Here is a 21,122-nt window from a genome sequence, read left to right on the forward strand (position 1 = left end):
GTCCGGCAACGGACGGCCCCTTGGTCGTGCGGTCTGGCCGCAATCGGGCAGGCAGGATCAGGAGAAGCGGATGATCGCCACTTCGCCCTGCAGCGCGCCCTGATAGGCCGAAGCATGCGGCTCTTCTTCGGGGATCTCGCTGACCATGCCGATCTGGTCGAGGTCGGCTTCCAGGAAGCCTTCCTCGGCAAGCGCGTTGAGCGCCTCGCGCACGGCCGAATCGTCATCCGGAGCGCTCAACATGATGTGAAGGTCGATGCCTTCGTCGTCGCCGTCCTTCTCGTAGGCCTTGGCGATGATGATGAACACCATCGGGCCGTCGAGATTGTTGTCATTGTCGGGAGTGCTGATCATGCGACTCGTCCTTCTTCGCTGTGATCTCGATTCGTGGAGCGAACCGCTATGGTCATGGGGGCATGGAGTGCCGTTTGGCGATTCTTATCGGCAAAATTCTGAAAAGCCCAATGCATTTCGGATTCCGCCCAGCAATTTGTGTAGAAAGCCTTTACCAAAGGGCCAAAGGGCTTGCCCGGCAGGGCATGCAGGCCAATAAATTTCGATAGAGACTTGACGGAACCGGGGGAAAACAGTAACACGCCCCTCATCAGATCCCATGTGAGGCCTGTCCATTCGGAACGACGCGTTCTGGAGTTCGTCTCAAACAAGGTTCTAATCGCACGTGAAGACGACAATGCTGCACGCATGACGCACTTTTAGTGCGTCCTCTGCTTTTTGTGGCCCATCCGTGATGAACGGGTCGGGCCGCATTTTGCGTATGACGAAAATTGTGCGACCACCGCCGGTGACGGCAAAGTATGGGTCCGAAAGGGCCTGAGAGACAAGAATTTGCAAGGGATGGTTATATGCCTACCGTAAATCAGCTGATCCGCAAGCCGCGTCAGGCGCAGGTAAAGCGTAACAAGGTTCCCGCTCTGCAGGAAAATCCGCAGAAGCGTGGTGTTTGCACTCGTGTTTACACGACGACCCCGAAGAAGCCGAACTCGGCGCTTCGTAAGGTTGCCAAGATCCGCCTGACCAATGGCTTCGAAGTGATCGGCTACATTCCGGGTGAAGGCCACAACCTTCAGGAACACTCGGTTGTCATGATCCGCGGCGGCCGCGTCAAGGACTTGCCGGGCGTTCGTTATCACATCATTCGTGGTGTTCTCGATACGCAGGGCGTCAAGAACCGCAAGCAGCGCCGTTCGAAGTATGGTGCGAAGCGTCCGAAGTAATCGGCATTCGTATTTTTTCCAGCGCTGCGCGAGGTTCTCCGCGTGTTAAGGCGCTTACACACAAGTTGAGAGACAAGAAGTATGTCCCGTCGCCATAAAGCAGAAAAGCGTGAGATCAATCCGGACCCGAAGTTCGGCGATCTCGTCGTCACCAAGTTCATGAACGCCATCATGTTGCACGGCAAGAAGTCCGTGGCCGAAACCATCGTTTACGGTGCGTTTGACAGCGTTCAGGCCAAGACCAAGCAGGAGCCGATCACGATCTTCCATCAGGCGCTCGAAAACATCGCGCCGCATGTTGAAGTTCGTTCGCGCCGCGTTGGTGGTGCGACCTACCAGGTTCCGGTTGACGTTCGTCCCGAGCGCCGCCAGGCACTGGCCATCCGTTGGTTGATCACTGCTGCTCGCAAGCGCAACGAGACCACCATGGTTGATCGCCTGTCGGGCGAACTCATGGACGCCGCAAACAACCGCGGTTCTGCTGTCAAGAAGCGCGAAGACACACACAAGATGGCCGACGCTAACCGCGCATTCTCGCATTATCGCTGGTAATCGACGAACAGATTTCGAAAGGCAGTCCACAATGGCTCGCGAATATAAAATCGAAGACTACCGCAACTTCGGCATCATGGCGCATATCGACGCCGGCAAGACGACGACCACCGAGCGTATTCTTTATTACACCGGCAAGTCGCACAAGATCGGCGAAGTTCACGATGGCGCTGCCACGATGGACTGGATGGAGCAGGAGCAGGAACGCGGCATCACCATCACGTCTGCTGCGACCACGACCTACTGGAAGGGTCGCGACGGCAAGATGCGCCGCTTCAACATCATCGACACCCCCGGCCACGTCGACTTCACCATCGAAGTCGAACGTTCGCTGCGCGTGCTCGACGGTGCCATCGCTCTGCTCGACGCCAATGCCGGCGTTGAACCGCAGACCGAAACCGTCTGGCGTCAGGCTGAGAAGTACCATGTTCCGCGCATGATCTTCTGCAACAAGATGGACAAGACCGGCGCTGACTTCTACCGCTCGGTGGAAATGATCAAGACCCGTCTCGGCGCCATCGCTGTTGTCATGCAGCTGCCGATCGGTGCGGAAACCGAGTTCAAGGGCGTCATCGACCTGATCGAGATGAACGCTCTCATCTGGCGCGACGAATCGCTCGGCGCTCAGTGGGACGTCGTCGAAATTCCGGAAGACATGAAGGCGAAAGCCCAGGAATACCGCGAGAAGATGATCGAACAGGTCGTCGATATCGATGAAGCGGCAACCGAAGCCTATCTGAACGGCGTGATGCCTGACAACGACCAGATCCGTGCGCTCGTTCGCCGCGGCACCATCGACGTCAAGTTCCATCCGATGTTCTGCGGCACGGCCTTCAAGAACAAGGGCGTACAGCCTCTGCTCGACGCCGTTTGCGACTACCTGCCTTCGCCGCTCGATATCCCGTCCATCAAGGGTATCGACGTCAAGACGGAAGCCGAAATCGAACGTCATCCGTCCGACGACGAGCCGCTGTCCATGCTCGCCTTCAAGATCATGAACGACCCCTTCGTCGGTTCGCTCACCTTCGCCCGCATCTATTCCGGCAAGCTCGAAAAGGGCACGTCGGTCATGAACACGGTCAAGGAAAAGCGCGAGCGCGTCGGCCGTATGCTGCAGATGCATTCCAACTCCCGTGAAGACATCGAAGAAGCCTTTGCAGGCGACATCGTGGCGCTTGCCGGTCTCAAGGAAACCACCACCGGCGACACGCTCTGCGATCCGCTGAAGCAGGTTATCCTGGAGCGCATGGAATTCCCCGAGCCGGTCATCCAGATCGCCATCGAGCCGAAGACCAAGGGCGACCAGGAAAAGATGGGCCTCGCGCTCAACCGCCTGGCTGCTGAAGATCCGTCCTTCCGCGTCAAGACCGACGAGGAATCCGGCCAGACGATCATCGCCGGCATGGGCGAACTGCATCTCGACATTCTCGTCGACCGCATGCGTCGTGAGTTCAAGGTGGAAGCAACTGTCGGCGCGCCGCAGGTTGCCTACCGCGAAACCATCACGCGCACCCACGAAGAAGACTACACCCACAAGAAGCAGTCGGGTGGTACCGGTCAGTTCGCACGCGTCAAGATCGTGTTCGAACCGAACCCGGATGGCGAAGACTTCAAGTTCGAGTCCAAGGTCGTTGGCGGTTCCGTTCCCAAGGAATACATCCCCGGCGTTCAGAAGGGCATCGAAAGCGTTCTGTCTTCGGGTCCGCTGGCCGGCTTCCCGATGCTGGGCGTCAAGGCAACCCTGATCGACGGCGCCTACCATGACGTCGACTCCTCGGTTCTCGCCTTCGAAATCGCCTCGCGTGCCTGCTTCCGTGAAGCAGCCAAGAAGGCTGGTGCTCAGCTGCTCGAGCCGATGATGAAGGTGGAAGTCGTAACGCCTGAAGACTACGTCGGTGACGTGATCGGCGATCTGAACTCCCGTCGTGGTCAGATCCAGGGTCAGGAAGCCCGCGGTGTTGCCGTTGTCATCAACGCCAACGTCCCGCTGGCCAACATGTTCAAGTATGTCGACAACCTTCGCTCGATGAGCCAGGGTCGCGCCCAGTACTCGATGACCTTCGACCATTATGCGCCGGTCCCTTCGAACGTCGCACAGGAAATCCAGGCCAAGTATTCTGGCCAGAAGTAATCGGCCCCCGGGCTTTTGTAAGTAACAAAGAATATCCCCCGTCTGGGGGAACAGAAACGGAGAGCCGAAAATGGCAAAGAGTAAGTTTGAGCGCAACAAGCCGCACGTTAACATTGGCACGATCGGCCACGTTGACCATGGCAAGACGTCGTTGACGGCCGCCATCACCAAGTATTTTGGTGAGTACAAGGCCTATGACCAGATCGACGCTGCTCCGGAAGAAAAGGCCCGCGGCATCACCATCTCGACGGCCCACGTCGAGTATGAAACGGCTGCCCGCCACTACGCCCACGTCGACTGCCCCGGCCACGCCGACTACGTCAAGAACATGATCACCGGCGCTGCCCAGATGGACGGCGCGATCCTGGTCTGCTCGGCTGCCGACGGCCCGATGCCGCAGACCCGCGAGCACATCCTGCTCGCTCGTCAGGTTGGCGTTCCGGCGATCGTCGTGTTCTTGAACAAGGTCGACCAGGTCGACGACGAAGAGCTGCTGGAGCTCGTCGAGCTCGAAGTGCGCGAACTTCTGTCGTCCTACGACTTCCCCGGCGACGATATCCCGATCGTCAAGGGCTCGGCTCTGGCCGCTCTTGAAGATTCGAACAAGAAGATCGGCGAAGACGCGATCCGCGAGCTGATGGCTGCTGTCGACGCCTATATCCCGACGCCTGAGCGTCCGATCAACCTGCCGTTCCTGCTGCCGATCGAAGACGTGTTCTCGATCTCCGGCCGTGGTACGGTTGTGACCGGCCGCGTCGAGCGTGGTATCGTCAAGGTTGGCGAAGAAGTCGAAATCGTCGGCATCCGCGCCACCACCAAGACCACCGTGACCGGCGTTGAAATGTTCCGCAAGCTGCTCGACCAGGGCCAGGCCGGCGACAACATCGGCGCGCTGATCCGTGGCGTACAGCGTGACGGCGTCGAGCGTGGCCAGATCCTCTGCAAGCCGGGCTCTGTCAAGCCGCACACGACCTTCATGGCCGAAGCCTATATCCTGACCAAGGAAGAAGGCGGCCGTCATACGCCGTTCTTCACCAACTACCGTCCGCAGTTCTACTTCCGCACGACGGACGTGACGGGCATCGTTGAGCTGCCGGAAGGCACGGAAATGGTCATGCCGGGCGACAACGTCACCGTCAAGGTCACGCTGATCAACCCGATCGCCATGGAAGAAAAGCTGCGCTTCGCCATCCGCGAAGGCGGCCGCACCGTCGGCGCCGGCATCGTTGCCTCGATCGTCGCTTAATTGATTGACGAAATGCCGGCGGCGTTGTATGTCGCCGGCCACGATGACGCTCGGATCGTGTGATTTGCACGATCCGGCTCGGCACTGCTTTTCATGGAACCGGAGACGGTTTCAGATGGCAGGTCTCCTTCTACTTTATAAGTGACAGGGGCACCCCGCGGTGTCCCTGTGATTTTTGAAAATCGGGGGCCGGCCAGTATTGGTAATTCACTGTCTCTGCGTATGCGGGACGCTAGAACAAACAAGGACATGTCGAATGAACGGCCAGAATATCCGCATCCGCCTCAAGGCGTTTGATCACCGGGTTCTCGATGCCTCCACGCGGGAGATTGTTTCGACCGCTAAGCGCACCGGTGCAAGCGTTCGCGGCCCGGTACCGCTCCCGACTCGCATTGAAAAATTCACCGTTAACCGTTCGCCGCACGTCGATAAGAAGAGCCGCGAACAGTTCGAAATGCGCACGCATAAGCGCCTGCTGGATATCGTAGACCCGACCCCTCAGACGGTTGACGCGCTGATGAAGCTCGACCTGGCTGCCGGCGTAGACGTCGAGATCAAGCTCTAAAAATGGAATTCCGGCGAGAGCCGAAATAACAAGGAAGGTACGTGGCAAGACCTGCCAACGACTTCTCGAAACGGGAAACCCGATGGTCCGGAAGGGCTTGAGTGGAATCCTTAAACAAAGAGGCAGGGGGAGGGCCGCAAGGCCCCGACTCGACTCTCAAGAGGAATGAACCAATGCGTTCAGGTGTGATTGCACAGAAAGTGGGAATGACCCGGGTCTACAACGACGCCGGCGAGCACATTCCAGTAACGGTTTTGCGCATGGATAGCTGCCAGGTGGTAGCCCAGCGCACTGTCGACAAACACGGCTATACGGCGATCCAGATCGGTGCCGGTGTTGCCAAGGTCAAGAACACGACCAAGAGCCTGCGCGGCCATTTTGCCGCTGCAAGCGTAGAGCCGAAGGCGAAGCTCGTTGAATTCCGCGTGTCGGAAGACAACATGATCGACATCGGCGCCCAGATCATGGCGAGCCATTTTGCCGCCGGCCAGTTGGTCGACGTCACGGGCACGACCATCGGTAAGGGTTTTGCCGGTGCCATGAAGCGCCATAACTTCGGCGGTCTTCGGGCCACCCACGGCGTGTCGGTCTCGCACCGTTCGCACGGTTCGACCGGTTCCAACCAGGATCCGGGCAAGGTCTGGAAGGGCAAGCGCATGGCTGGCCACATGGGTCAGACCCGCGTCACCACCCAGAATTTGGAAGTCGTTTCGACCGATGAAGATCGTGGCCTCATCCTGGTGAAGGGCGCTGTGCCCGGTTCCAAGGGTTCCTGGATCATCGTGCGCGACGCCGTCAAGTCGGCATCGAAGTAAGGGAGCCAAGCATATGGAACTCAACGTCAAAACCCTCGAGGGTAAAGATGCCGGCACGGTTTCCCTGTCGGATGCCATTTTCGGCCTCGATCCCCGCGAAGATATTCTCGCCCGCATGATCCGTTGGCAGCTTGCCAACAAGCGTCAGGGCACGCACAAGACCAAGACCCGTGCGGAAGTATCCCGCACCGGCGCCAAGATGTACAAGCAGAAGGGCACCGGTCGTGCTCGTCACCATTCGGCTCGCGCTCCGCAGTTTCGCGGCGGCGGCAAGGCCCATGGCCCGGTTGTTCGCAGCCACGCCCATGACCTGCCGAAGAAGGTTCGTGCCCTGGCTCTGCGTCATGCGCTCTCGGCCAAGCTGAAGTCCGAAGACCTGATCATCATCGATCAGCTCGTATCGACGGATCCCAAGACCAAGGCGCTGATCGGAAGCTTTGCTTCGCTCGGCCTGACCAACGCCCTGATGATCGGCGGCGTTGAACTCGACAGCAATTTCAAGCTCGCAGCCGCAAACATCCCGAATATCGATGTTCTGCCGGTTCAGGGCATCAACGTTTATGACATCCTGCGTCGCGGCAAGCTGGTGCTTTCCAAGGCTGCGGTTGAAGCTCTGGAGGAGCGGTTCAAATGACTGATCTTCGCCACTACGATGTGATCGTATCTCCCTCGATCACCGAAAAGTCGACCCTGGCATCCGAACAGAACCAGGTCGTCTTCAACGTCGCCAAGACGGCTTCGAAGCCTGAAATCAAGGCTGCCGTCGAAGCGCTCTTCGGTGTCAAGGTCATGGCCGTGAACACATTGCTGCGCAAGGGAAAGACCAAGCGTTTCCGCGGGTTCACCGGAAAGCAGAAGGACGTGAAGAAGGCGATCGTTACGCTCGCCGACGGTCAGTCCATCGATGTGTCAACCGGTGTCTAAGGATAGGCCCAGTAGGGTAGATACCCAAAAGGGAACAAGATAATGGCATTGAAAAGTTTCAATCCGACCACCCCTAGCCAGCGTCAGCTGGTCATCGTCGACCGGTCCGGCCTGCACAAGGGCAAGCCGGTCAAGTCTCTGACGGAAGGCCTGTCCTCGAAGGGCGGTCGTAACAATACCGGCCGTATCACCGTTCGCTATCAGGGCGGCGGTCACAAGCGGACCTACCGTCTGGTCGACTTCAAGCGTCGCAAGTTCGAAGTCGAAGGCACCGTCGAGCGTCTGGAATACGACCCGAACCGCACGGCGTTCATCGCGCTGATCAACTATGCCGATGGCGAGCAGGCCTACATCATCGCTCCGCAGCGTCTTGCTGCCGGCGACAAGGTCATCGCTTCGGAGAAGGCCGTCGACGTCAAGCCCGGCAACACCATGCCGCTGCAGTACATCCCGGTTGGTTCGATCGTGCATAACGTCGAAATGAAGCCGGGCAAGGGCGGCCAGATGGCCCGCTCCGCAGGCACCTATGTGCAGCTCGTCGGTCGTGACCAGGGCATGGCGATCCTTCGCCTGAATTCGGGCGAACAGCGCCTGGTGCACGGCTCCTGCCTTGCCACCATCGGCGCCGTCTCGAACCCGGATCACGGCAACATCAACGACGGCAAGGCCGGTCGTTCGGTGTGGCGCGGCAAGCGTCCGCACGTTCGCGGCGTTGTCATGAACCCGGTTGACCATCCGCACGGCGGCGGCGAAGGCCGCACCTCTGGTGGCCGCCATCCGGTAACCCCATGGGGCAAGCCGACCAAGGGCAAGCGTACGCGTTCGAACAAGTCGACCGACAAGTTCATCATGCGTTCGCGCCACAAGACGAAGAAGTAAGAGAGGTAGTCAGGAATGGCTCGTTCAGTATGGAAAGGCCCGTTTGTTGACGGCTATCTTCTCAAGAAGGCTGAGAAGGTTCGTGAAGGCGGTCGTAGCGAAGTGATCAAGATGTGGAGCCGTCGCTCCACCATCCTGCCGCAGTTCGTCGGTCTCACCTTCGGTGTCTACAACGGCAGCAAACACATCCCGGTCAACGTCAACGAAGACATGGTCGGACACAAGTTCGGTGAATTCGCTCCCACCCGGACCTATTACGGTCACGGTGCGGACAAGAAAGCGAAGAGGAAGTAATCATGGGCAAGGCAAAAGCCGAACGCCGGCTGAAGGATAACGAGGCGCAGGCAATTGCGCGCACGATCCGCGTCAGCCCCCAGAAGCTGAATCTGGTCGCGGCACTGATCCGCGGCAAGAAGGTCGAGCGCGCTCTCGCTGATCTGGAATTCTCGCGCAAGCGCATCGCCGGCACCGTCAAGAAGACGCTGGAATCGGCGATTGCCAATGCCGAGAACAACCACGATCTCGACGTTGACCAGCTGATCGTAGCGGAAGCCTATGTCGGCAAGTCGATCACCATGAAGCGTTTCCACGCTCGTGGCCGTGGCCGGGCATCGCGCATTGAAAAGCCGTTCTCGCATCTGACCATCGTCGTGCGCGAAGTCGAAGCCAAAGTGGAGGCCGCATAATGGGTCAGAAGATCAATCCAATCGGTTTCCGTCTTGGAATCAACCGGACCTGGGATAGCCGCTGGTTCGCCGACAATGCCGAATACGGCCAGCTGCTGCACGAGGATCTGAAGATCCGCGCGTATCTGATGGACGAGCTGAAGCAGGCCGGCATCGCCAAGGTGGTCATCGAGCGTCCGCACAAGAAGTGCCGCGTCACGATCCACTCGGCTCGCCCGGGCCTGATCATCGGCAAGAAGGGTGCGGACATCGAAAAGCTTCGCAAGAAGCTTGGCGAGATGACCAACTCGGAAACGCACCTCAACATCGTTGAAGTGCGCAAGCCGGAAGTCGACGCAACCCTGGTTGCCCAGTCGATCGCCCAGCAGCTCGAGCGCCGTATCGCGTTCCGTCGTGCCATGAAGCGTGCCGTTCAGTCGGCCATGCGTCTTGGCGCCGAAGGCATCAAGATCACCTGCGCCGGTCGTCTCGGTGGTGCCGAAATCGCGCGTACCGAATGGTACCGCGAAGGTCGCGTGCCGCTTCACACGCTGCGTGCCGATATCGACTACGGTGTCGCGGAAGCGACCACTGCTTACGGTATCTGCGGCATCAAGGTCTGGATCTTCAAGGGCGAAATCCTTGAGCACGATCCGACGGCTTCGGAACGTCGTGCGCTCGAAGGCGACGCCCAGGGCAGCAGCACCAACAACCGCCGCCGCGAGAACGCGTAATTGGCGCCGCGTGGCAGAAAGTTTGGAGAATAGAAAATGTTGCAGCCAAAGCGCACAAAATACCGCAAGCAGTTCAAGGGCCGTATCAAGGGCGTAGCCAAGGGCGGTTTTGATCTGGCTTTCGGAGAATTCGGCCTGAAGTCTCTTGAGCCGAACCGCGTCAATGCACGCGAGATCGAAGCGGCCCGCCGCGCGATCACGCGTTACATGAAGCGCGCCGGCCGTGTCTGGATCCGGGTATTCCCGGACGTTCCGGTCACTGCGAAGCCCACCGAAGTTCGTATGGGTAAGGGCAAGGGCTCGGTTGAATACTGGGCTTGCAAGGTCAAGCCCGGCCGCATGATGTTCGAGATCGACGGTGTCAGCGAGGAGATCGCCCGCGAGGCGCTTCGTCTCGGCCAGGCCAAGCTCTCGGTCAAGACGCGCTTCGTACAGCGCATTGCAGAGTAAGGAGCAAGGCACATGAAAGCCGAAGAAGTTCGCGGCCTTAGCGCCGACCAGCTCAAGGACAAGCTTGCCGACCTGAAGAAGGAGCAGTTCAACCTGCGCTTCCAGAAGGCGACCGGCCAGCTTGAGAAGTCCTCGCGCGTCAACGAAGTCCGCAAGGACATCGCCCGCGTGAAAACCATTGCCCGCCAGAAGGCGGCAGAAGCCAAGGCCTAAAGGACCAGAATCATATGCCTAAACGCATTCTGCAGGGCGTCGTTGTCAGCGACAAGAACGACAAGACTGTTGTCGTTCGCGTAGAGCGCCGATTCGCTCACCCGCTGCTTCAGAAGACCGTTCGTCGTTCCAAGAAGTACAAGGCTCACGACGAGACCAACCAATACAAGACCGGCGACACCGTCTTCATCGAAGAATGCGCGCCGATCTCCAAGGATAAGACCTGGACGGTGGTTTCCGCCCAGGCTTAATTGCAGAGAAATGGGCGAGGCCCTTGCGCCTTTCCTAGAAATCTGTATGAAGCAGCGCAGTAGCGCAGGAACGCTCCGGTAACGGGCGTTCTTTTGCTTTGAGCGTGAGGAAGGTCCCATTTGGGAAACCACCTTGGCACCGACCCCACGCGAAACGATATTTTTGTCCATAAGCCGGTATAGGGGGCCTTTGCGCCCAACCGTTCCGGTATAACAAGAAGGCGACCTGACATGATTCAGATGCAGACAAACCTCGACGTCGCGGATAATTCCGGCGCACGTCGTGTCATGTGCATCAAGGTGCTGGGCGGCTCCAAGCGCAAGTACGCTTCGGTCGGCGACATTATTGTCGTTTCGATCAAGGAAGCCATCCCGCGCGGCCGCGTCAAGAAGGGCGATGTGATGAAGGCAGTGGTTGTACGCACCGCCAAGGACATCCGTCGCGCCGACGGCAGCGTCATCCGCTTCGATAACAACGCAGCCGTTCTTATCGATAACAAGAAAGAGCCGATCGGCACCCGTATCTTCGGACCGGTTCCGCGCGAACTTCGCGCCAAGAACCACATGAAGATCATCTCGCTGGCTCCAGAAGTACTGTAAGGAGCCACGAGAGATGCAAAAGATCCGCAAAGGCGACACAGTCGTCATGCTCACCGGTAAGGACAAGGGTCGTTCCGGCGAAGTCATTCAGGTAATGCCGAAGGAAGATCGCGCGATCGTGCGCGGTGTGAATGTCGTCAAGCGCCATCAGCGCCAGACGCAGACGCAGGAAGCCGGCATCATCAACAAGGAAGCCGCAGTGCACCTGTCCAACGTTGCCCTGGTCGACAAGGACGGCAAGCCTACCCGCGTAGGTTTCTCCGTCGTCGACGGCAAGAAGGTCCGGGTTGCCAAGCGTTCGGGAGAAGTGATCGATGGCTGAGGCAAAGTATGAGCCGCGTCTGAAGACGGAATATGTGAACCGCATTCGCGCCGCGATGCAGGAGCAGTTTTCCTACGCAAACGTGATGCAGATTCCCCGCGTTGATAAGATCGTTATCAACATGGGTGTTGGCGAAGCGACCGCTGACTCGAAGAAGCCGGCCGTTGCTGCGGCTGACCTGGCTGCCATCGCCGGCCAGAAGCCTGTGATCACCAAGGCCCGCAACTCGATTGCAGGCTTCAAGGTTCGCGAATTCATGCCGATCGGCGCGAAGGTTACTCTTCGTGGCGCCCGCATGTATGAATTCCTGGATCGTCTGGTCAACATCGCGCTGCCGCGCGTTCGCGACTTCCGGGGCCTGAACCCGAAAAGCTTTGACGGCCGTGGCAACTTCGCCATGGGCATCAAGGAACACATTGTGTTCCCAGAGGTCAACTACGACAAGGTTGATCAGATGTGGGGCATGGATATCATCGTTTGCACGACGGCGCCGACGGATGACGAAGCACGGGCTCTTCTGAAAGAGTTCAACTTCCCGTTCCGTACATAACCGTAACGACGAGCGTAGAAAGGGAACTTCCATATGGCGAAGACCAGCGCAGTTGAAAAGAACAAGCGCCGCCGCAAGACAGTTGCTCAGCATTCCGCCAAGCGGGCCGTGCTGAAGGCAACCATCATGAACCAGTCTCTCTCGATCGAAGAGCGGTTCAAGGCAACCCTCAAGCTGGCAGAATTGCCGCGCGATGGCTCCAAGACACGTATTCGCAATCGCTGCGAAGTGACGGGCCGCCCGCGCGCATTCTACCGCAAGCTCAAGATGTCGCGTATCGCGCTTCGCGAGCTGGGCAATTCCGGCAAGGTGCCGGGCATTGTCAAGTCGAGCTGGTAAGGAGACGGGCAAATGACGATGACTGATCCGTTGGGCGATATGCTCACCCGTATCCGGAATGGTGCTTCCCGCCGCAAGGCGACAGTAACCAGCCCGGCTTCCAAACTCCGTGCCCGCGTTCTCGACGTTCTGCAGGCCGAAGGTTACATCCGTGGTTATTCTCAGGTTGATTATGACAACGGCAAGTCCGAGCTCAGCATTGAGCTGAAATACTACGAAGGCGCATCGGTGATCCGTGAGATCGGCCGCGTGTCCAAGCCGGGCCGCCGGGTCTATGTCTCGGTTAAGTCCATTCCGCAGGTCGCGAACGGTCTCGGCATCACTATCCTTTCGACTCCGAAAGGCGTGATGGCTGATCATCAGGCTCGTGAACAGAATGTTGGTGGCGAGGTTCTCTGCTCGGTCTTCTAAGATTGCGTAGATGCGCCTAGCGAAACAGACAGGTTTGAAAAAATGTCTCGTATCGGTAAAAAGCCCGTTCAGGTGCCTGCAGGGATCACGGCCACGGTTGATGGCCAAAAAGTGACTGCCAAGGGCCCGAAGGGTGAACTCTTCTTCGTCGCAAATGACGAAATCACGGTTGCGCTTGAAGACAACGCTGTTGTCGTCACGCCGGCCAACGAAAGCAAGGATGCTCGGTCCAAGTGGGGCATGTCCCGCACGATGATCGAAAACATCTTCAAGGGCGTCAAGGACGGCTTCGAGCGCAAGCTTGAAATCAACGGCGTTGGTTATCGTGCGTCGCTGCAGGGCAAGAACCTGCAGCTGGCGCTCGGCTTCAGCCACGACGTCGTCTATGAGCCTCCGGTCGGCATCACCATTGCCGTGCCGAAGCCGACGGAAATCGTGATTACCGGGATCAACAAGCAGCAGGTCGGTCAGGTCGCTGCAGAGATCCGGGAATATCGCGGCCCCGAGCCCTACAAGGGCAAGGGCGTCAAGTATGCCGAAGAGCGGATCGTCCGCAAAGAAGGCAAGAAGAAGTAAGGATCGCGCGAAATGGCAAGCAGGAAAGAAGCACTTGTACGTCGTGCGAACCGCGTTCGGCGTCAACTCAAGGCGGTGGCCAATGGTCGTCCGCGTCTGTCGGTTCATCGCTCGTCGAAGAATATCTACGCTCAGATCATCGACGATGTTGCCGGCCGTACGCTGGCAGCCGCGTCCACTCTGGAAGCAGATCTGCGTTCTTCGCTGAAGACCGGCGCCGATACAGCAGCAGCAGCCGTCGTTGGCAAGCTGGTTGCCGAACGGGCTGGCAAGGCCGGCGTGAAGGACGTGGTCTTTGACCGCGGCGCCTTCATCTATCATGGCCGCATCAAGGCCCTGGCAGAAGCTGCCCGCGAAGGCGGTTTGAACTTCTGATCGAATTCCGCCCGGGTCTTTTAAGATCCGGGCGGTTACCGGTTTAACCGGTACCCCAGTTTCGCTTCCCCCCTGGAGAGGGTGGGGCGGAATTTATTGTTGTGATCTGCCGATTGCACCCGGAAAAGAAAAAGGAAAAGGACAATGGCACAAGATAAGCGTGGCTCGCGCGATGATCGCCAGGGCCGTGAAGAACGCGATAGCGAATTCGTCGACAAGCTTGTCGCGATCAACCGCGTCGCAAAAGTAGTTAAGGGCGGCCGTCGCTTCGGTTTCGCCGCTCTCGTCGTCGTCGGCGACCAGAAGGGCCGTGTTGGCTTCGGCCATGGCAAGGCACGCGAAGTGCCGGAAGCCATCCGCAAGGCAACCGAAGCTGCCAAGCGCGAACTGATCTTCGTGCCGCTGCGCGATGGTCGTACGCTGCACCATGACGTCAACGGCCGTCACGGCGCCGGCAAGGTGCTTCTGCGCTCTGCCAAGGCTGGTACCGGCATCATCGCCGGTGGTCCGATGCGCGCAGTTTTCGAAACGCTCGGCATGCACGACGTCGTCGCCAAGTCGACCGGTTCGTCGAACCCATACAACATGGTTCGCGCCACGTTCGACGCCTTGAAGCACCAGGTTCATCCGAAGGACGTCGCTGCACAGCGTGGCCTGAAATATGCGACCCTTCAGTCTCGCCGTGCCGCTTCCGGCAACGCGTCTGAAGAATAAGAGGAGTCTGATCCATGGCCAAGGCTACGAAGAAGACTGAAGACAAGACGGTCACGATCGAACAGATCGGTTCGCCAATTCGCCGTCCGGCAGTCCAGCGCGCAACGCTGGTCGGTCTGGGCCTCAACAAGATGCACCGGGTCCGCACCCTGGAAGATACGCCTTCCGTTCGTGGCATGATCCGTGCTGTCCAGCATCTCGTTCGCGTCGTCGACGAGAACTGAGACGGGGGAAGTCATCATGAAACTGAATGAAATTAGAGACAACGAAGGCGCAACCAAGGACCGTATCCGCGTAGGTCGCGGTATCGGTTCCGGCAAGGGCAAGACCGGTGGTCGCGGCGTCAAGGGTCAGAAGGCCCGTTCCGGCGTCGCCATCAAGGGCTTCGAAGGCGGTCAGATGCCCATCTACCGTCGTCTGCCGAAGCGCGGCTTCACCAACATCTTCGGTTCTGACTTTGTGGTCGTGTCCATCGGCCGCATCCAGACCGCGATCGATGCCAAGAAGCTCGACCCCAAGGCAACGATCGATGCTGCAGCCCTCAAGGCTGCCGGCGTCATCCGTCGCCTCAAGGACGGCGTTCGCGTTTTGTCTGACGGCGAACTGACGGCAAAGGTAACCCTCGAGGTTGCCGGTGCTTCCAAGGCTGCGGTCGAAAAGATCGAGAAGGCAGGGGGCTCCATCAAGCTCCTGTCGGCAGCCGCCGAGCCTGCCGCGGAAACCGCGGAATAATTGGAACTATTATCGCCCGGGGTGCTTCACACCGGGCGATTTTTCTCCCATATGTGTGCCTCACGACCCATGGATGGAATGACGCCGTTTCGTCTTCCGGGAGATTTTTGGAAAACTTAAGGGTGAGGCATGCGATTGCGCCGCAATCTCGACGCGCCCGGTTTTCTGCGAATAATTGGAATTTGACCTCCGGACCTGGCGACAGAGATGCGCCTCCGGACTTGGTTACGCGGAGAATTGCATGGCTTCTGCAGCGGAACAACTGGCCTCAAACCTGAATTTTTCAACGTTTTCCAAAGCGGAAGATTTGAAGAAGCGGCTGTGGTTTACTCTCGCCGCCCTTCTTGTTTACCGGCTTGGCACGCATATCCCGCTGCCTGGCCTCAACCCCGAAGCCTATGCGGCGGCCTTCCAGAGCCAGTCCGGTGGCATTCTCGGGCTTTTCAACATGTTTTCCGGCGGCGCCGTCCAGCGCATGGCGATCTTCGCGCTGGGCATCATGCCCTATATTTCCGCGTCGATCATCGTGCAGCTCATGACCTCCGTCGTGCCGGCGCTCGAGAACCTCAAGAAAGAGGGCGAGCAGGGCCGCAAGATCATCAACCAGTATACCCGTTACGGCACCGTTCTGCTCGGCACGCTGCAGGCCTACGGCATTGCCGTGGGCCTTGAGAGCGGGCAGGGGCTGGTGGCCGATCCGGGCTGGTTCTTCCGCATCTCCACCGTCGTCACTCTGCTCGGCGGCACGATGTTCCTGATGTGGCTCGGCGAACAGATCACCTCGCGCGGCATCGGCAACGGCATTTCGCTGATCATCTTCGCCGGCATTGCCGCAGGCCTGCCGACCGCTCTGGCCGGAACGCTGGAACTCGGACGCACCGGCGCCCTGTCGACTGCGATCATCCTGACGGTTCTCGTCGTGGCGATTGCCGTCATCGCGCTGATCGTCTTCGTCGAACGCGCCCAGCGGCGATTGCTGATCCAGTATCCCAAGCGCCAGGTCGGCAATCGCATGTTCCAGGGCGATACCTCGCACCTGCCGCTGAAGCTCAATACCTCTGGCGTCATCCCGGCAATCTTTGCGTCGTCGCTGCTGCTGCTGCCGGCCACGGCTGCCGGCTTCACCGGCACCTCGACGCTGCCTGCCTGGGCGACCAGCATCATCGCGGCGCTTGGCCATGGCCAGCCGCTCTACATGGTGCTCTATGCGGCCCTGATCGCCTTCTTCGCCTTCTTCTATACGGCGCTGGTCTTCAATCCGAAGGACACGGCCGATAACCTGAAGAAGCATGGCGGCTTCATCCCCGGCATCCGCCCGGGCGAGCGTACCGCCGAATACATCGATTACGTGCTGACGCGAATCACGGTCGTCGGTGCGCTCTATCTGGTTGTCGTCTGCATTCTTCCCGAAATTCTGGTTTCCCAGACCGGCGTGCCATTAGCCCTTGGTGGTACATCGCTTTTGATTGTTGTCAGCGTGACCCTCGATACTGTAGCACAGGTGCAGGGACACCTGATCGCTCAGCAATATGAGGGGCTGATCAGGAAATCGAAATTGCGTGGAGGAAAGAGGGGACGATGAGACTTATCCTTTTGGGACCGCCGGGCGCTGGGAAGGGAACCCAGGCTCAGCGGATCGTCGAGAAGCACGGTATTCCGCAGCTTTCGACGGGGGACATGCTGCGTGCGGCCGTTCAAGCCGAGACCGAGGTTGGTAAACGTGCCAAGGCCGTCATGGACGCCGGCAAGCTGGTGTCGGACGACATCGTCATTGCCATTGTCTCCGAGCGCATCGATGCTCCGGACTGTGCCAGGGGCTTTATCCTCGACGGCTTTCCGCGCACGCTGGTCCAGGCTGATGCGACCGAATCGATGCTGACGGCCAAGGGTCTCGACCTGTCGGCGGTCATCGAGATCAAGGTCGATGACGTCGTGCTGGCCGATCGGGTTGCCGGTCGCTATACCTGCGCCAACTGCGGTGCGGGTTATCACGACACCAATCTGAAGCCGAAGGTGGAGGGGGTCTGCGACAAGTGCGGATCGACTCACTTCAAGCGGCGCCCGGATGACAATGCCGAGACCGTGCGGACCCGCATGTCGGCCTATTACAAGGAAACGGCGCCGCTGCTTGGCTATTACTATGCCAAGGGAAAGCTGCATTCCGTGGACGGCATGGCCGAAATCGATGTCGTTACGGCGGAGATCGAAGCGATCCTCGGTGCGCTCTAGGCGCTGCGGGATTAATTTCTTTACGGGAGCAGTTGCTTTTAGCCACTGATTCCGTTAAACAGCGCGCCAACTCGCAAGTGAAAAGCGGTCGGCGCGTTCTTCCTCAGGGGAAGACCGGGGTCGATCGTTTTGACTTGTTGCGAACCTGATTTGTAATTGCGGCTCCGTTAGGGCCGTGTAACGAGACACCACTTGCCGGATGGCAACTGGAACCAAGGAGAATAGGCGTGGCACGTATCGCTGGCGTCAACATCCCGACGGCAAAGCGCGTAGTTATTGCGCTGACCTATATTCACGGGATTGGCACGAAATTCGCTCAGGAGATCGTCGAGAAGGTCGGTATTCCGGCTGAACGTCGAGTTCATCAGCTCACGGACGCCGAAGTTTTGGCAATCCGCGAAACCATCGACCGTGATTATCAGGTCGAAGGCGACCTGCGTCGCGAGACGTCGATGAACATCAAGCGTCTGATGGACCTCGGCTGCTACCGTGGCCTGCGTCATCGCCGCAGCCTGCCGGTTCGCGGTCAGCGCACGCACACCAATGCCCGCACCCGCAAGGGTCCGGCAAAGGCGATTGCTGGTAAGAAGAAGTAATTTCCCGGCTATAGACCGGGTGGGAGGCTGGCGCCTTGGCGCCGGCCTCCTTTGAGTTTGGTTTGGGGCCGATAATGGCCCTGACCGGTGGAGCCGCTGGTATTACGGCGGTGCAGAGATCAACGAAAGGGACATTATGGCCAAGGAAGCCACCCGCATTCGCCGTCGCGAACGCAAGAATATCTCGTCGGGCGTTGCCCACGTCAATTCGACATTCAACAACACGATGATCACCATCACCGACGCACAGGGCAACACCATTGCCTGGTCGTCGGCTGGCGCCAAGGGCTTCAAGGGTTCGCGTAAGTCGACCCCGTTTGCCGCCCAGATTGCTGCTGAAGATGCTGCCAAGAAGGCGCAGGAACACGGCATGAAGTCGCTGGAAGTGGAAGTCTGCGGCCCGGGTTCGGGTCGTGAATCGGCGCTGCGCGCCCTCCAGGCTGCCGGTTTCATGATCACCTCGATCCGCGATGTGACCCCGATCCCGCACAATGGTTGCCGTCCGCGCAAGAAGCGTCGCGTTTGATCCTCGTCATTTCATCCACCGATGAGTGCTGCAGCGCTCCTCTCGGTGCTTCTAAAGCTCGGTTGCCACGATTGGATGGTGGCAACGAACGGAAGGTAAAAACATGATTCAGAAGAATTGGCAGGAACTGATCAAGCCGAACAAGGTGGAGTTCTCCTCCACTGGCCGCACCAAGGTGTCGCTCGTCGCTGAACCGCTGGAACGCGGCTTTGGCCTGACGCTCGGCAACGCGCTGCGCCGCGTTCTCTTGTCGTCGCTGCGCGGTGGTGCTGTCACCGCCGTTCAGATCGACGGCGTGCTGCATGAGTTCTCGTCGATCCCGGGCGTCCGGGAAGACGTGACCGACATCGTGCTCAACATCAAGGAAATCGCCATCAAGATGGATGGCGATGATCCGAAGCGCATGGTCGTGCGCAAGCAGGGTCCGGGCGTTGTGACCGCCGGTGACATCCAGACGGTTGGCGATATCGAAATCCTCAACCCGAACCATGTGATCTGCACCCTCGACGAGGGCGCCGAGATCCGCATGGAATTCACGGTCGCCAACGGCAAGGGCTATGTGCCTGCCGAGCGCAACCGTGCCGAAGATGCACCGATCGGCCTCATTCCGGTCGACAGCCTGTATTCGCCGGTCAAGAAAGTGTCCTACAAGGTGGAAAACACCCGTGAAGGCCAGGTTCTCGACTACGACAAGCTGACGATGCAGATCGAGACGGATGGTTCGATCACCGGCGAGGACGCCGTTGCTTTCGCCGCCCGCATCCTTCAGGACCAGCTCGGCGTTTTCGTCAACTTCGACGAGCCGCAGAAGGAAGTCGAAGAGGAAGCCGTTACCGAACTCGCGTTCAACCCGGCCCTCCTCAAGAAGGTCGACGAACTCGAACTGTCGGTTCGCTCGGCAAACTGCCTGAAGAACGACAACATCGTATACATCGGCGATCTCATTCAGAAGACCGAAGCCGAAATGCTTCGCACTCCGAACTTTGGCCGCAAGTCGCTGAACGAAATCAAGGAAGTTCTCGCTTCCATGGGCCTGCATCTCGGCATGGAAGTGCCCGCATGGCCGCCCGAGAACATCGAAGATCTCGCCAAGCGCTACGAAGACCAGTACTAAGAACAGCAAAGGCAGCCTTAAACCTGCCTTTCCCCGTCAAACAGCAGGCCCGCCAAACGGTGCCTGTATGTGCCAGGAAACGGCAGGGCCTCGGATAGAGGGAGCCTGCGTACAAGGAGAATAGCAATGCGCCACCAGAAAGCCGGCCGCAAGCTGAATAGAACTGCCAGCCATCGCAAGGCAATGTTTGCCAATATGGCTGCTTCGCTCATCCTGCATGAGCAGATCGTCACGACCCTGCCGAAGGCGAAGGAAATTCGCCCGATCGTCGAAAAGCTCGTCACCCTCGGCAAGAAGGGCGACCTGCACGCTCGTCGCCAGGCAATCTCGCAGATCCGCGACGTTGCTGTGGTTGCCAAGCTGTTCGATGCGATCGCCACGCGTTACGCCACCCGCAACGGCGGCTACCTGCGCATCATGAAGGCCGGCTACCGTCAGGGCGACAATGCCGCCATGGCCGTTGTCGAGTTCGTCGAGCGTGACGTCGACGCTAAGGGCGCCGCCGACAAGGCTCGTGTTGCCGCTGAAGCGGAACTCGCCGAAGCAGCATAAGATTTTCCCTTTCAAGGGAAATGAAAAAAGCCGGGTGAGCGATCACCCGGCTTTTTGGCGTTTGGGACTTCAGCGTGATGGCTGGCTTACCGGTTTGCTATTGCCGTGAGGTGCAACTGGGATAGGGCGGCTGTTCGCCCTCGACGACGTCGCACAGCTGGATCGGCAAGAGCTGGGCGAGGCGCGGCCTCCAGGTCTCGATATCATAGACGGGGGCTGTGTCCTGGGGCGGCAGACGCTCGGCCCATTGCACGGTGATATAGCCAAACGGCGATTTGACGAAGACGATGACCGCTCTCTCGCTGTGGGCCTCTTCCTCTGGCTTGGCCGGCGCAACCGTGCCGCAACCCAGAAATACCACCAGACCCGAAAGACCATTGATCTCCGTCGGACCAAAGGACGTTCCGGTAAAGGTCGTCTCGCAGGCCTGCTGGTAATAGGCGGCCAGCATCTGCGCGGCCTCGTCCATCGTCGCCTGTCCCCCGGCATCATTGAAGCCCGTCATGGTGATCATCTGCGACCAGTCCTCGACACTTTCGCCAGCCGGCACCGCTTCCTGGACGTAGAACGTGCCTTGGGTATCCTCAAAGGTCGGCTGGAAGCCTTTCGGCAGCTGGTAGGTGACAATCTGGCCGAAGACCGGCGTGGTCGCCGTCATCGCCTCCTGTGCCCGGGCCTGCGCTGCGATCGACAGACAGGTCATCGACAGTAACAGGATCGCCTTCGCCTTCATCCGTAGCTCCGTAGAGAGTTGCCGCCGGCTTCACGGCGCTGCTACGGGATTTATGCCATGAAAAACCGGGCCGGCGAGGGGATCTGGCACCGT

General features: G+C 59.0%; 33 protein-coding genes. 31 read left to right on the forward strand and 2 right to left on the reverse strand.

Annotated elements, in window-relative coordinates; genetic code table 11:
- Positions 1 to 57: 57 nt before the first annotated feature.
- Positions 58 to 354, reverse strand: a complete 297-nt coding sequence (locus HGO38_RS19170) for a transcriptional regulator (protein ID WP_250957516.1) — start codon at positions 352 to 354, stop codon at positions 58 to 60.
- Positions 355 to 863: 509 nt separating this feature from the next.
- Here HGO38_RS19170 and rpsL point away from each other — a divergent pair.
- The 31 genes from rpsL (at position 864) to rplQ (ending at position 20,296) form a co-directional block, all read left to right on the forward strand.
- On the forward strand, positions 864 to 1,235 hold the full coding sequence (gene rpsL, locus HGO38_RS19175) for a 30S ribosomal protein S12 (RefSeq protein ID WP_003507760.1): 372 nt from the start codon (positions 864 to 866) through the stop codon (positions 1,233 to 1,235).
- Between the two features lie 81 nt (positions 1,236 to 1,316).
- Positions 1,317 to 1,787 (forward strand): 30S ribosomal protein S7, encoded by a 471-nt coding sequence (gene rpsG / locus HGO38_RS19180; protein WP_168473111.1) that lies wholly within the window; start codon positions 1,317 to 1,319, stop codon positions 1,785 to 1,787.
- A 31-nt stretch (positions 1,788 to 1,818) separates the two neighbouring features.
- Entirely contained in the window at positions 1,819 to 3,918 is a 2,100-nt protein-coding gene (gene fusA, locus HGO38_RS19185; protein ID WP_250957517.1) for an elongation factor G, read from the forward strand.
- A 70-nt stretch (positions 3,919 to 3,988) separates the two neighbouring features.
- Positions 3,989 to 5,164 carry an elongation factor Tu gene (gene tuf, locus HGO38_RS19190; protein WP_250957518.1) on the forward strand — a complete coding sequence of 392 codons (1,176 nt, stop codon included), beginning with the start codon at positions 3,989 to 3,991 and terminating at the stop codon, positions 5,162 to 5,164.
- A gap of 256 nt (positions 5,165 to 5,420) precedes the next feature.
- Complete coding sequence (rpsJ, locus tag HGO38_RS19195) at positions 5,421 to 5,729, forward strand: 30S ribosomal protein S10 (RefSeq protein WP_006728688.1); 309 nt, start codon at positions 5,421 to 5,423, stop codon at positions 5,727 to 5,729.
- A 173-nt stretch (positions 5,730 to 5,902) separates the two neighbouring features.
- Positions 5,903 to 6,544, forward strand: a complete 642-nt coding sequence (gene rplC, locus HGO38_RS19200; RefSeq protein ID WP_250957519.1) for a 50S ribosomal protein L3 — start codon at positions 5,903 to 5,905, stop codon at positions 6,542 to 6,544.
- Positions 6,545 to 6,557: 13 nt separating this feature from the next.
- Positions 6,558 to 7,178 carry a 50S ribosomal protein L4 gene (gene rplD / locus HGO38_RS19205; protein WP_250957520.1) on the forward strand — a complete coding sequence of 207 codons (621 nt, stop codon included), beginning with the start codon at positions 6,558 to 6,560 and terminating at the stop codon, positions 7,176 to 7,178.
- Positions 7,175 to 7,468: a 50S ribosomal protein L23 gene (locus HGO38_RS19210; RefSeq protein ID WP_250957521.1), complete on the forward strand. Its 294-nt coding sequence runs from the start codon at positions 7,175 to 7,177 to the stop codon at positions 7,466 to 7,468. The genes rplD and HGO38_RS19210 overlap by 4 nt, the downstream gene beginning before the upstream one ends.
- A gap of 42 nt (positions 7,469 to 7,510) precedes the next feature.
- Complete coding sequence (gene rplB / locus HGO38_RS19215; protein ID WP_250957522.1) at positions 7,511 to 8,347, forward strand: 50S ribosomal protein L2; 837 nt, start codon at positions 7,511 to 7,513, stop codon at positions 8,345 to 8,347.
- A gap of 15 nt (positions 8,348 to 8,362) precedes the next feature.
- Positions 8,363 to 8,641 carry a 30S ribosomal protein S19 gene (gene rpsS / locus HGO38_RS19220; RefSeq protein ID WP_054158102.1) on the forward strand — a complete coding sequence of 93 codons (279 nt, stop codon included), beginning with the start codon at positions 8,363 to 8,365 and terminating at the stop codon, positions 8,639 to 8,641.
- Positions 8,642 to 8,643: 2 nt separating this feature from the next.
- Positions 8,644 to 9,033, forward strand: coding sequence for a 50S ribosomal protein L22 (rplV, locus tag HGO38_RS19225; RefSeq protein WP_168473104.1), 390 nt, complete (start codon positions 8,644 to 8,646; stop codon positions 9,031 to 9,033).
- On the forward strand, positions 9,033 to 9,746 hold the full coding sequence (gene rpsC / locus HGO38_RS19230; RefSeq protein ID WP_250957523.1) for a 30S ribosomal protein S3: 714 nt from the start codon (positions 9,033 to 9,035) through the stop codon (positions 9,744 to 9,746). Before rplV ends, rpsC begins: the two co-directional genes overlap by 1 nt.
- A gap of 36 nt (positions 9,747 to 9,782) precedes the next feature.
- Positions 9,783 to 10,196 carry a 50S ribosomal protein L16 gene (gene rplP, locus HGO38_RS19235; protein ID WP_168473102.1) on the forward strand — a complete coding sequence of 138 codons (414 nt, stop codon included), beginning with the start codon at positions 9,783 to 9,785 and terminating at the stop codon, positions 10,194 to 10,196.
- 12 nt (positions 10,197 to 10,208) lie between these two features.
- On the forward strand, positions 10,209 to 10,409 hold the full coding sequence (gene rpmC, locus HGO38_RS19240) for a 50S ribosomal protein L29 (protein ID WP_168473101.1): 201 nt from the start codon (positions 10,209 to 10,211) through the stop codon (positions 10,407 to 10,409).
- Between the two features lie 14 nt (positions 10,410 to 10,423).
- Positions 10,424 to 10,660, forward strand: coding sequence for a 30S ribosomal protein S17 (gene rpsQ / locus HGO38_RS19245; protein ID WP_168473100.1), 237 nt, complete (start codon positions 10,424 to 10,426; stop codon positions 10,658 to 10,660).
- Positions 10,661 to 10,891: 231 nt separating this feature from the next.
- The gene (rplN, locus tag HGO38_RS19250; protein ID WP_003495199.1) at positions 10,892 to 11,260 is read left to right on the forward strand and encodes a 50S ribosomal protein L14; all 369 of its coding nucleotides are present in this window, start codon (positions 10,892 to 10,894) and stop codon (positions 11,258 to 11,260) included.
- Between the two features lie 13 nt (positions 11,261 to 11,273).
- A complete protein-coding gene (rplX, locus tag HGO38_RS19255) occupies positions 11,274 to 11,582 on the forward strand; it encodes a 50S ribosomal protein L24 (protein WP_250957524.1) in 309 nt (102 codons plus the stop codon).
- Positions 11,575 to 12,132 (forward strand): 50S ribosomal protein L5, encoded by a 558-nt coding sequence (rplE, locus tag HGO38_RS19260; RefSeq protein ID WP_250957525.1) that lies wholly within the window; start codon positions 11,575 to 11,577, stop codon positions 12,130 to 12,132. The genes rplX and rplE overlap by 8 nt, the downstream gene beginning before the upstream one ends.
- Positions 12,133 to 12,165: 33 nt before the next feature.
- Positions 12,166 to 12,471, forward strand: coding sequence for a 30S ribosomal protein S14 (gene rpsN / locus HGO38_RS19265; protein ID WP_168473097.1), 306 nt, complete (start codon positions 12,166 to 12,168; stop codon positions 12,469 to 12,471).
- Positions 12,472 to 12,483: 12 nt separating this feature from the next.
- Complete coding sequence (gene rpsH, locus HGO38_RS19270) at positions 12,484 to 12,882, forward strand: 30S ribosomal protein S8 (RefSeq protein ID WP_168473096.1); 399 nt, start codon at positions 12,484 to 12,486, stop codon at positions 12,880 to 12,882.
- A 42-nt stretch (positions 12,883 to 12,924) separates the two neighbouring features.
- Positions 12,925 to 13,458 carry a 50S ribosomal protein L6 gene (gene rplF / locus HGO38_RS19275; RefSeq protein WP_250957526.1) on the forward strand — a complete coding sequence of 178 codons (534 nt, stop codon included), beginning with the start codon at positions 12,925 to 12,927 and terminating at the stop codon, positions 13,456 to 13,458.
- 12 nt (positions 13,459 to 13,470) lie between these two features.
- Positions 13,471 to 13,833, forward strand: coding sequence for a 50S ribosomal protein L18 (rplR, locus tag HGO38_RS19280; protein ID WP_168473094.1), 363 nt, complete (start codon positions 13,471 to 13,473; stop codon positions 13,831 to 13,833).
- Positions 13,834 to 13,977: 144 nt separating this feature from the next.
- On the forward strand, positions 13,978 to 14,547 hold the full coding sequence (gene rpsE, locus HGO38_RS19285; protein WP_168473093.1) for a 30S ribosomal protein S5: 570 nt from the start codon (positions 13,978 to 13,980) through the stop codon (positions 14,545 to 14,547).
- A gap of 14 nt (positions 14,548 to 14,561) precedes the next feature.
- Positions 14,562 to 14,771, forward strand: coding sequence for a 50S ribosomal protein L30 (rpmD, locus tag HGO38_RS19290; protein WP_250957527.1), 210 nt, complete (start codon positions 14,562 to 14,564; stop codon positions 14,769 to 14,771).
- A gap of 16 nt (positions 14,772 to 14,787) precedes the next feature.
- Entirely contained in the window at positions 14,788 to 15,279 is a 492-nt protein-coding gene (rplO, locus tag HGO38_RS19295; protein ID WP_250957528.1) for a 50S ribosomal protein L15, read from the forward strand.
- 241 nt (positions 15,280 to 15,520) lie between these two features.
- The gene (gene secY / locus HGO38_RS19300; RefSeq protein ID WP_250957529.1) at positions 15,521 to 16,861 is read left to right on the forward strand and encodes a preprotein translocase subunit SecY; all 1,341 of its coding nucleotides are present in this window, start codon (positions 15,521 to 15,523) and stop codon (positions 16,859 to 16,861) included.
- Positions 16,858 to 17,508 (forward strand): adenylate kinase, encoded by a 651-nt coding sequence (locus HGO38_RS19305; RefSeq protein ID WP_250957530.1) that lies wholly within the window; start codon positions 16,858 to 16,860, stop codon positions 17,506 to 17,508. Before secY ends, HGO38_RS19305 begins: the two co-directional genes overlap by 4 nt.
- A 227-nt stretch (positions 17,509 to 17,735) precedes the next feature.
- The gene (gene rpsM / locus HGO38_RS19310) at positions 17,736 to 18,104 is read left to right on the forward strand and encodes a 30S ribosomal protein S13 (RefSeq protein ID WP_168473088.1); all 369 of its coding nucleotides are present in this window, start codon (positions 17,736 to 17,738) and stop codon (positions 18,102 to 18,104) included.
- A gap of 136 nt (positions 18,105 to 18,240) precedes the next feature.
- Complete coding sequence (gene rpsK / locus HGO38_RS19315) at positions 18,241 to 18,630, forward strand: 30S ribosomal protein S11 (RefSeq protein WP_250957531.1); 390 nt, start codon at positions 18,241 to 18,243, stop codon at positions 18,628 to 18,630.
- Positions 18,631 to 18,733: 103 nt separating this feature from the next.
- The gene (locus tag HGO38_RS19320; RefSeq protein ID WP_168473086.1) at positions 18,734 to 19,744 is read left to right on the forward strand and encodes a DNA-directed RNA polymerase subunit alpha; all 1,011 of its coding nucleotides are present in this window, start codon (positions 18,734 to 18,736) and stop codon (positions 19,742 to 19,744) included.
- A gap of 126 nt (positions 19,745 to 19,870) precedes the next feature.
- Positions 19,871 to 20,296 (forward strand): 50S ribosomal protein L17, encoded by a 426-nt coding sequence (rplQ, locus tag HGO38_RS19325; RefSeq protein WP_250957532.1) that lies wholly within the window; start codon positions 19,871 to 19,873, stop codon positions 20,294 to 20,296.
- A 97-nt stretch (positions 20,297 to 20,393) separates the two neighbouring features.
- On the opposite strand, the gene HGO38_RS19330 is transcribed toward rplQ, so the two are convergent.
- On the reverse strand, positions 20,394 to 21,029 hold the full coding sequence (locus HGO38_RS19330; protein WP_250957533.1) for a hypothetical protein: 636 nt from the start codon (positions 21,027 to 21,029) through the stop codon (positions 20,394 to 20,396).
- Positions 21,030 to 21,122 lie beyond the last annotated feature (93 nt).

The organism is Rhizobium sp. CG5, assembly GCF_023701945.1.
Classification (GTDB): Bacteria; Pseudomonadota; Alphaproteobacteria; order Rhizobiales; family Rhizobiaceae; genus Allorhizobium.